Source organism: Pseudomonas sp. 86_A (assembly GCF_017491705.1).
Classification (GTDB): domain Bacteria; phylum Pseudomonadota; class Gammaproteobacteria; order Pseudomonadales; family Pseudomonadaceae; genus Aquipseudomonas; species Aquipseudomonas koreensis.
Window position 1 is genome coordinate 1 of sequence record NZ_JAFGYS010000149.1, and the last position, 461, is coordinate 461.

The following is a 461-nucleotide window of genomic DNA, read 5'->3' on the forward strand; positions in this document are numbered from 1 at the left end:
GCCCCAGAGTTCGCGCCGCGCGCTCCACATGATCCTGCCGTCCGAACTGTACAGCGTATGCGGAGCGCCATTGGGATCGCAAGCGAGCGCAAACCACTCGCTGTTCTGCAGATCCGGCTTGTCGTCGTATTTCAGTCGCTCCTGCGCCAAAACCGAATGGGTGCCAGGTCGATAGTGCCAGCGCTGGATTTCGTATTGCGTGCCGTCTCGTTCGCCGTACGCGCGCCATGCCTCTATCAGCCGGCTGCCGCACCACAAATAGTCGATCCGCGCCGGCCGGCCGGCTTTCGGCGTCGACAGGCACGCCTTGCTGATGCGCCGCCCGAACGCATCGTACCGATACCGCCAGCGCTCGCCCTCCGGGGTCAGGACTTGCTCGAGCTGATCGAAGTCGTCCCACTGATAACGCCACGTCCGCGGCCGGAAGCCGTCGCGCCTCTCCGTTCGCGCGATCATCCTCC

1 protein-coding gene is annotated in these 461 nt (G+C 64.9%); it reads right to left on the reverse strand.

Features of this window, described 5'->3' with window-relative positions; all coding sequences use genetic code 11:
• On the reverse strand, positions 1-461 hold a 461-nt coding region (locus tag J5M57_RS28440), incomplete at both ends, for an RHS domain-containing protein (RefSeq protein WP_207938536.1).